Below are 6,603 nucleotides of genomic sequence, written 5' to 3' on the forward strand. Positions count from 1 at the left end.
TCAAGGCCAGCGTGGACGTCAAGACGACGACCCGCGCCTGACCCCGCGGACGGCGCCCCCCCCCCCCCCCGGGGGGGCGCCCCCCCCCCCCCGCCGCCCCGGCGGCCGCCTCGGCGGCCGCGATGAGGTCCGGTGTCACGGCAGCGGCTGCGGCGAGGCCGCCAGGCTCCGCAGATAGGCGATGACATCGGCCCGCTGCTCGGTGCTGCGCAGTCCGGCGAAGGCCATGCGGGTGCCGCGGATGGTGCGGGCCGGGCTGGCCAGGAAGTGGTTCAGCGCCTCGTAGTCCCAGGGCTTGTCGGCCAGGCCCTTCATCGCCGGGGAATAGTTGAAGCTGTCGAGATGCGCATGGTGGTTGCCGACCACGCCGTAGAGGTTGGGGCCGACCTTGTTGGCGCCGCCCTCCTCGAAGGTGTGGCAGGCGGCGCAGAGGCGGGCGGCGACCTGGCGGCCGTTGTCGACATTGGCATTGGCCAGCAGCGGCGCGATCGGGTCGATCTGCGGTTCCGCGGCGGCCGGGGCGCCGGAGGTCTCGGGCACGTCGATGGCGATCGCCGTCTTCTCAAGCCGCTTCGGATGCACGACCTGCTGACCGATGAACCCGGCCACCATGAAGGCGATCCCGGCGGTGAGGACGGCGGCGAACGCCTTGTTGACCTCCAAGCTCATTCTGCCAGATCCATTTCTCAGACGAAGTGCAGGGGACCCCGCATCGGACCCGGCCGCTGTTTGCGCACGGCCTTGGCCTCGACTAGAAGCGTCCGGACCATAGTGGGACAACGGCGGCGCTTCAACCCGTCGCCCCATTCCGAGCGACAAGCCCCGGCGCGGACCTTCCCCCTTCTGCCCGGGCCGGAGAATCAAGCGTGAGCGGTGTGATCGCCTTCCAGGGTGTCCCTGGAGCCTATTCCGACCTGGCCTGCCGCAGCGCCTATCCCGGCTGGACCACCCTGCCCTGCCCCAGCTTCGAGGCGGCGATGGAGGCGGTGCGGGAGGCGCGGGCCGACCTCGCCATGCTTCCTTGCGAGAACTCGCTGGCCGGCCGGGTGCCGGACATCCACCGCCTGTTGCCCGATTCGGGCCTTTTCACCGTGGGCGAGCACTACCAGCGCGTCGAGCACTGCCTGCTGGCGCACAAGGGCGCGACGCTCGCCGGGCTGAAGCGCGCCCACAGCCATCCGGTGGCGCTCGGCCAGGTGCTCAAGCTGCTGCGCGAGCGCGGGCTGGAGCCGGTGATCGAGGCCGACACGGCCGGCGCCGCCAAGCTGCTGGCCGAGCGGCCCAGCCTGGAGGACGCCGCCATCGCCTCCTCGCTGGCGGCCGAGACCTATGGCCTCGAGATCCTGCTGCACAATGTCGAGGACGAGGCGCACAACACCACGCGCTTCTATGTCATGGCGCGCGCGCCGCGGATGCCGGCGGTGGAGGCGATGAACACCGTCACCACCTTCGTCTTCCGCGTCCGCAACATCCCGGCGGCGCTGTACAAGGCGCTGGGCGGCTTCGCCACCAACGGCGTGAACATGACCAAGCTCGAAAGCTACATGCTCGACGGTCATTTCACCGCCACGCAATTCCTCTGCGACGTGGATGGCCACCCGGACCACCCCCCCCTGAAGCGTGCCCTGGAGGAGCTGGCCTTCTTCTCGCGCGAGCTGCGCGTCCTCGGCAGCTACCCGGCGCATCCCTACCGCATGGGTCAGGCGGCCCAGGCGGACTGATCCGTCCGGCGGAGGGGGACGCCGCCGGTGAGGGCGGCCCCGCCCCGCGCGGCGTCAGAGCCCCGCGATCACCGCCGCGGCCACGCGCTCCACCTGCCCCTCGTCCAGATAGGGATGCATCGGCAGGGAGAGGATGCGCTCGCACAGCGCCTCGCTCACCGGCAGGGGCGGCGCCTGGCGCAGCCCCTCGGCATGGGCGCGGGCATAGGCGGGCTGCCGGTGCAGCGGCTTCGGGTAGTAGATGGCCGACGGCACGCCGCGGTCCTGCATCGCCTTCTGCACCCGCGCCCGCGCCGCCGCGTCCGGCAGCAGGATCGAGTAGAGTCCCCAGGCGCTGGTGGCGCCCGCCTGCTCGCCCGGCACCGCGACATGGCCGGCCAGCCGGGCGCCGTACTGCGCCGCGATCCGCGCGCGGGCGGCCAGCTCGTCTTCCAGCAGCGGCAGCTTGCAGAGCAGGATGGCGGCCTGGAGCGTGTCCAGCCGGCCGTTCATGCCGGTGCGCTCCACCTCGTAGCGCGTCCGGCCCTCGCCATGGGTGCGGAGCGAGCGGTAGAGCTCGGCGCGCTCGGCGCTGTCGGTCAGGATGGCGCCGCCATCGCCGTAGCAGCCGAGCGTCTTGGTCGGATAGAAGCTGAGCGCCGCCGCGTCGCCCCAGCGGCCCAGGCGCTTCCCGTCCAGCGCGGCGCCGAAGGCCTGGGCCGCGTCGTCGAGGGCGAACAGCCCTTCCTCGCGGCAGATCTCCTGGATCGCCACCCAGTCCGCCGGGCGGCCGAAGAGATCGACGCCGACCACGGCGCGCGGCCGCAGCCGCCCCTCCGCCTTCACCAGCGCGATGCGCCGCTTCAGGTCGGCGATGTCGATGTTGAAGCTGCCTTCCTCGACATCGACGAAGACCGGCGTGGCGCCGAGCACCAGGGGCACCTCGGCGGTCGCGGTATAGGTGAAGGCGGGCAGGAAGACGGCATCGCCCTGTCCGATACCCTCGGCCATCATGGCGATCTGCAGCGCATCCGTGCCGGAGGAGACGCCGACGGCGTGGGCGGTGCCGGCGAAGGCCGCCAGCTTCTCCTCCAGCTCGCGCACATCCGGGCCGTTGATGAAGGCGCCGCTGTCCAGGATGGCCGCGATGCGGCGGTCGATCCCGTCGCGGATCAGCGCCTGCTGCGCCTTCATGTCGAAGAGGGTGATGGGGCGCGTCTCGGTCATCGGCGGAAAGGCTCCGTGCAGCGGTGCAGGCCCGCCGGGCGGCGCCCGGTCAGGCCTGGATGACGGCGTGATAGGCCCGTTCGCCACCGGATGGGAAATCACCGCGCGTTTCACCCGGCAACGCATCGGTCTCCACCGCCGCATCGCGGTAGACGCCGCGTGTGTCCACCACCAGCGCCGCGTGGGCGCGCACGGCGGCGAAATCCATCCCCGGCTGCGGCGTCACCACCAGCACGGCATCCTGCGCCGCCAGCAGCCCGGGCGTCAGCGGCGCGCTCTCCAGCCCGGCCTCGGGCCAGGCCGGCACCAGCGGGTCATGATAGGCGACGCGGGCGCCGCGCCGGGCCAGCAGGTGCAGCAGCTCGCACGCCGGGCTCTCGCGCATGTCGGGGACGCCCGGCTTGTAGGCCAGGCCGAGCAGCAGGATACGGGCGTCGCGCAACGCCTTGCCGCGCGCGTCCAGCGCGTCGCGCAGCCGGCCGACGACATAGCCCGGCATGGCGTCGTTCACCCGCCCGGCCAGTTCGACGAAGTCGCTCGGCACGCCCAGCTCCCGCGCCTTCCAGGCAAGGTAGTAGGGATCGACCGGGATGCAGTGCCCGCCGAGGCCGGGGCCGGGGCGGAAGGGCATGAAGCCGAAGGGCTTGGTGGCGGCGGCGTCGATCACCTCGTGCACGTCGAGGCCGAGGGCGTGGCTGATCCGCTTCAGCTCGTTCACCAGCCCGATGTTCACGGCGCGGAACACGTTCTCGTAGAGCTTCACCAGCTCGGCCGCGCGCAGCGACGAGACCGCCACCAGCCGCCCGGCGGCCGCCGGTCCGTAGAGCGCCTGGCCGATGGCGAGGCAGGCGGGCGTCGCGCCGGCGATCAGCTTCGGCACCCGGCCGACCGTGCCCTCGGGGTTGCCGGGGTCCTCGCGCTCCGGGCTGTAGAGCACGAAGGCGTCGAGCCCCGGCCGCAGCCCGGCCTCCGCCAGCGCCGGCAGCACCACCTCCTCCGTGGTGCCGGGATAGGTGGTGCTCTCCAGCCCGATCGCCTGGCCGGGTCGCAGGACGGGCGCGAGCGCCGCGACGGCGGCGCGCACGGCGCCGAGGTCGGGCTCCTTGTGCGGCCCGATCGGCGTCGGCACGCAGATCAGCAGGGCGTCGCAGTCGCGCGCCTCCTCGGCGCCGGCGGCGGGCCGGATGCCGGCGGCGGCGACCCGGCCGTCGGGGATGCCATGCACCGGGCTGCGCCCCGCGCGCAGCGCCGCGAGCTTGGCCGCGTCGATATCGAAGCCGGTGACGGGAAAGCCCGATTCGGCGAAGCGCAGCGCCAGCGGCAGCCCGGCATAGCCGAGGCCGACCACACCGATGCGCGCCGTCCGCGCCGCGATGCGCTCGCTCAGCGCCGGGGCGAGCGGCGCGGCGGGGTCCAGCGCGCGGGCGCGGCCCCACCACGAGACCGGATAGGCCGGACCTTCCATCGTGCGTCCTCTCGCGGAACGGATGGCGCGGCCCGGCCCATGCTCAGGCGCGCGCGGCGGGGGTGGTGGGGGTGGCGCTGCGCTTCCTGCGCCCCCGCCGGGCGCGGGGGGGGGGGGGGGGGGGGGCGCCGGCGGGCGGACCAGGAGGGGCGCCGGCATTGTGGTCGAATTCGGGGACCCGCCGGGCCAGCTCGGCCAGCGCCGCGCCGCCCTGGCCGGCCCGCGCCGCGGCGGCCATGGCGTCGATCGCGGCGCCGACCTCGGCCGCGTCGGTGGTGCGCGGCGTCGCCATCAGCAGGCCGGGATACTGCGTCGGGCGCGGCGGCTCCTGGCCGTGGAACAGCTCCTCGTAGAGCTTCTCCCCCGGGCGCAGGCCGGTGAAGCGGATCTCGATGTCCTCGTCCGGCCGCAGCCCGGCGAGGCGGATCATGCGCCGCGCCATGTCCACGATCTTCACCGGCTTGCCCATGTCGAGCACGAAGATGCCGCCATCGGACAGTTCGGGCGGCAGGCCGCGCCCGTCGCCGGCGGCGCGGAACCCCTCCGCATCGGCCATGCCGACGACGCTCGCCTGCAGCACCAGCCCGACCGCCTCGCGCACCGTCATGAAGTAGCGGCGCATGTCGGGATGCGTCACGGTGAGCGGACCGCCGCGCTCGAGCTGGCGCCGGAACAGCGGCACCACCGAGCCGGTCGAGCCCAGCACATTGCCGAAGCGCACGGTGATGCAGCGCATGTCGCCCGCCTCGCCGCCGCGATGCCGCGCGTCCTTGTCCACCGCCTGGCAGTACATCTCGGCCAGGCGCTTGGAGGCCCCCATGACGCTGGTCGGGTTCACCGCCTTGTCGGTCGAGATGAAGACCATGGCGCGGCAGCCCTCCGCGCGCGCCGCGTCGGCGATGACGCGGGTGCCGAGGGCGTTGGTCAGCAGCCCCTCCAGGGGGTCGTTCTCGACCATCGGCACGTGCTTCAGCGCCGCGGCATGGAACACCAGCTCCGGCCGCACGTCGCGCATCAGCCGGGCGATGCGCCCGGCATCGCGCACATCGGCCAGCACGGCGCGGCGCGGCACCGCCGGATGCGTCTCCGCCAGCTCCAGGTCGATGCTGTAGAGGGCGAACTCGCCATGGTCGAGCAGGGTGAGCTGGGCCGGGCCGAGCGCCGCCACCTGCCGCGCCAGCTCGCCGCCGATGGTGCCGCCGGCGCCGGTGACCAGCACCCGCCGCCCCTGCACCAGCCGCGCCATGCCCTCGCGGTCGAGCGGCACCTGCGGCCGGTCGAGCAGCTCCTCGATCGCCACCGGGCGCAGCTCGAAGCGCCGCGCCCCCGCCCCCTCGCGCCGGGCCGGGCCGAGGCTGGTCAGGCGCGGCGCGCGGTTGACCGGAACGCCGTGGCGGTCGGCGGCATCCAGCATCTCCTCCAGCGCATGGCCCTGCAGGTCCGGATCGGCGAGCACGATGGCGCCCGGCAGGCGCTGCTCGGCGCGCAGGCGGTCCAGCACCTCGCCCGCCTCCTCGAAGCCGCCGAGGATGGGGTGGCCATGGATGCGCCGCCCCGCCCCGCGCGGGCTGCGCGCCAGGATGCCGATGACGCGGTAGCGCGGCGTGCGCTGCTGCAGCAGGGCGCGGATGAACAGGTCCGCGGCATCCCCGGTGCCGACCAGCAGGACCGGCAGGGCCGGCGCCTCGGACGGCGGGCCGACGCGGTGCGCCTGTTTCAGCGGCGCCAGGATGCGCGGCGCCAGCAGGACGGCGGAGAGCGCGCCCGCATGGATCAGCGGAAAGGCCACGTTGCCCGGCATCCAGGCCCCCGCCAGCCGCAGGCCGAGGCTGAAGAGCAGCGCCGCGCCGATCCCGGCGCCGACCACGGCCACCAGATCCTTCAGCGCCGCGAAGCGCCAGTACTGCTGCGGCAGGCGCACCGGCAGCCCGGCCAGGACCAGGGCCGCGACCGTGCCGGGAATGGCGCCGAGCCACCAGCCGCCGGGCGGCCAGTCGCCGGGCGAGGCCGCCCAGACGGCGAGCGGGAGCGCCAGGGCCGCCAGAAGCGAGTCCAGGCCGAGATTCAGCAGAATTCGGGTGAGGGCCATGGAGCGGGCGTATAGGCGTGCGGCGCGCCGGGGTGAAGCTTTGCCGCGGCCCCCCCACCGGCCCGCCGGGACGCCGCGGCGCCGCGAAACGGCCCCCGCGAGCCGCGCCGCGGGACGCGGCG

5 protein-coding genes are annotated in these 6,603 nt (G+C 74.2%); 1 reads left to right on the forward strand and 4 read right to left on the reverse strand.

The genetic code is table 11. From position 1 onward, the window contains the following. Nucleotides 1–135 precede the first annotated feature (135 nt). A complete protein-coding gene (locus ACVMLK_RS19245; RefSeq protein WP_457487324.1) occupies nucleotides 136–669 on the reverse strand; it encodes a c-type cytochrome in 534 nt (177 codons plus the stop codon). 197 nt (nucleotides 670–866) lie between these two features. Here ACVMLK_RS19245 and ACVMLK_RS19250 point away from each other — a divergent pair, with 197 nt between their 5' ends. Beyond that, entirely contained in the window at nucleotides 867–1,721 is an 855-nt protein-coding gene (locus ACVMLK_RS19250; RefSeq protein ID WP_198367096.1) for a prephenate dehydratase, read from the forward strand. Between the two features lie 54 nt (nucleotides 1,722–1,775). Here the strand turns inward: ACVMLK_RS19250 and ACVMLK_RS19255 are convergent, their stop codons facing one another. The 3 genes from ACVMLK_RS19255 to ACVMLK_RS19265 are packed head-to-tail and all read right to left on the reverse strand — an operon-like array spanning nucleotide 1,776 to nucleotide 6,481. Then, nucleotides 1,776–2,927 carry a DegT/DnrJ/EryC1/StrS family aminotransferase gene (locus ACVMLK_RS19255; RefSeq protein WP_198367095.1) on the reverse strand — a complete coding sequence of 384 codons (1,152 nt, stop codon included), beginning with the start codon at nucleotides 2,925–2,927 and terminating at the stop codon, nucleotides 1,776–1,778. Nucleotides 2,928–2,976: 49 nt separating this feature from the next. Then, nucleotides 2,977–4,392, reverse strand: coding sequence for a nucleotide sugar dehydrogenase (locus tag ACVMLK_RS19260; protein WP_457487325.1), 1,416 nt, complete (start codon nucleotides 4,390–4,392; stop codon nucleotides 2,977–2,979). A gap of 43 nt (nucleotides 4,393–4,435) precedes the next feature. After that, nucleotides 4,436–6,481, reverse strand: coding sequence for a polysaccharide biosynthesis protein (locus tag ACVMLK_RS19265; RefSeq protein ID WP_457487326.1), 2,046 nt, complete (start codon nucleotides 6,479–6,481; stop codon nucleotides 4,436–4,438). Between the last annotated feature and the right edge of the window lie 122 nt (nucleotides 6,482–6,603).

The sequence above is a fragment of the Teichococcus aerofrigidensis genome, assembly GCF_054073225.1.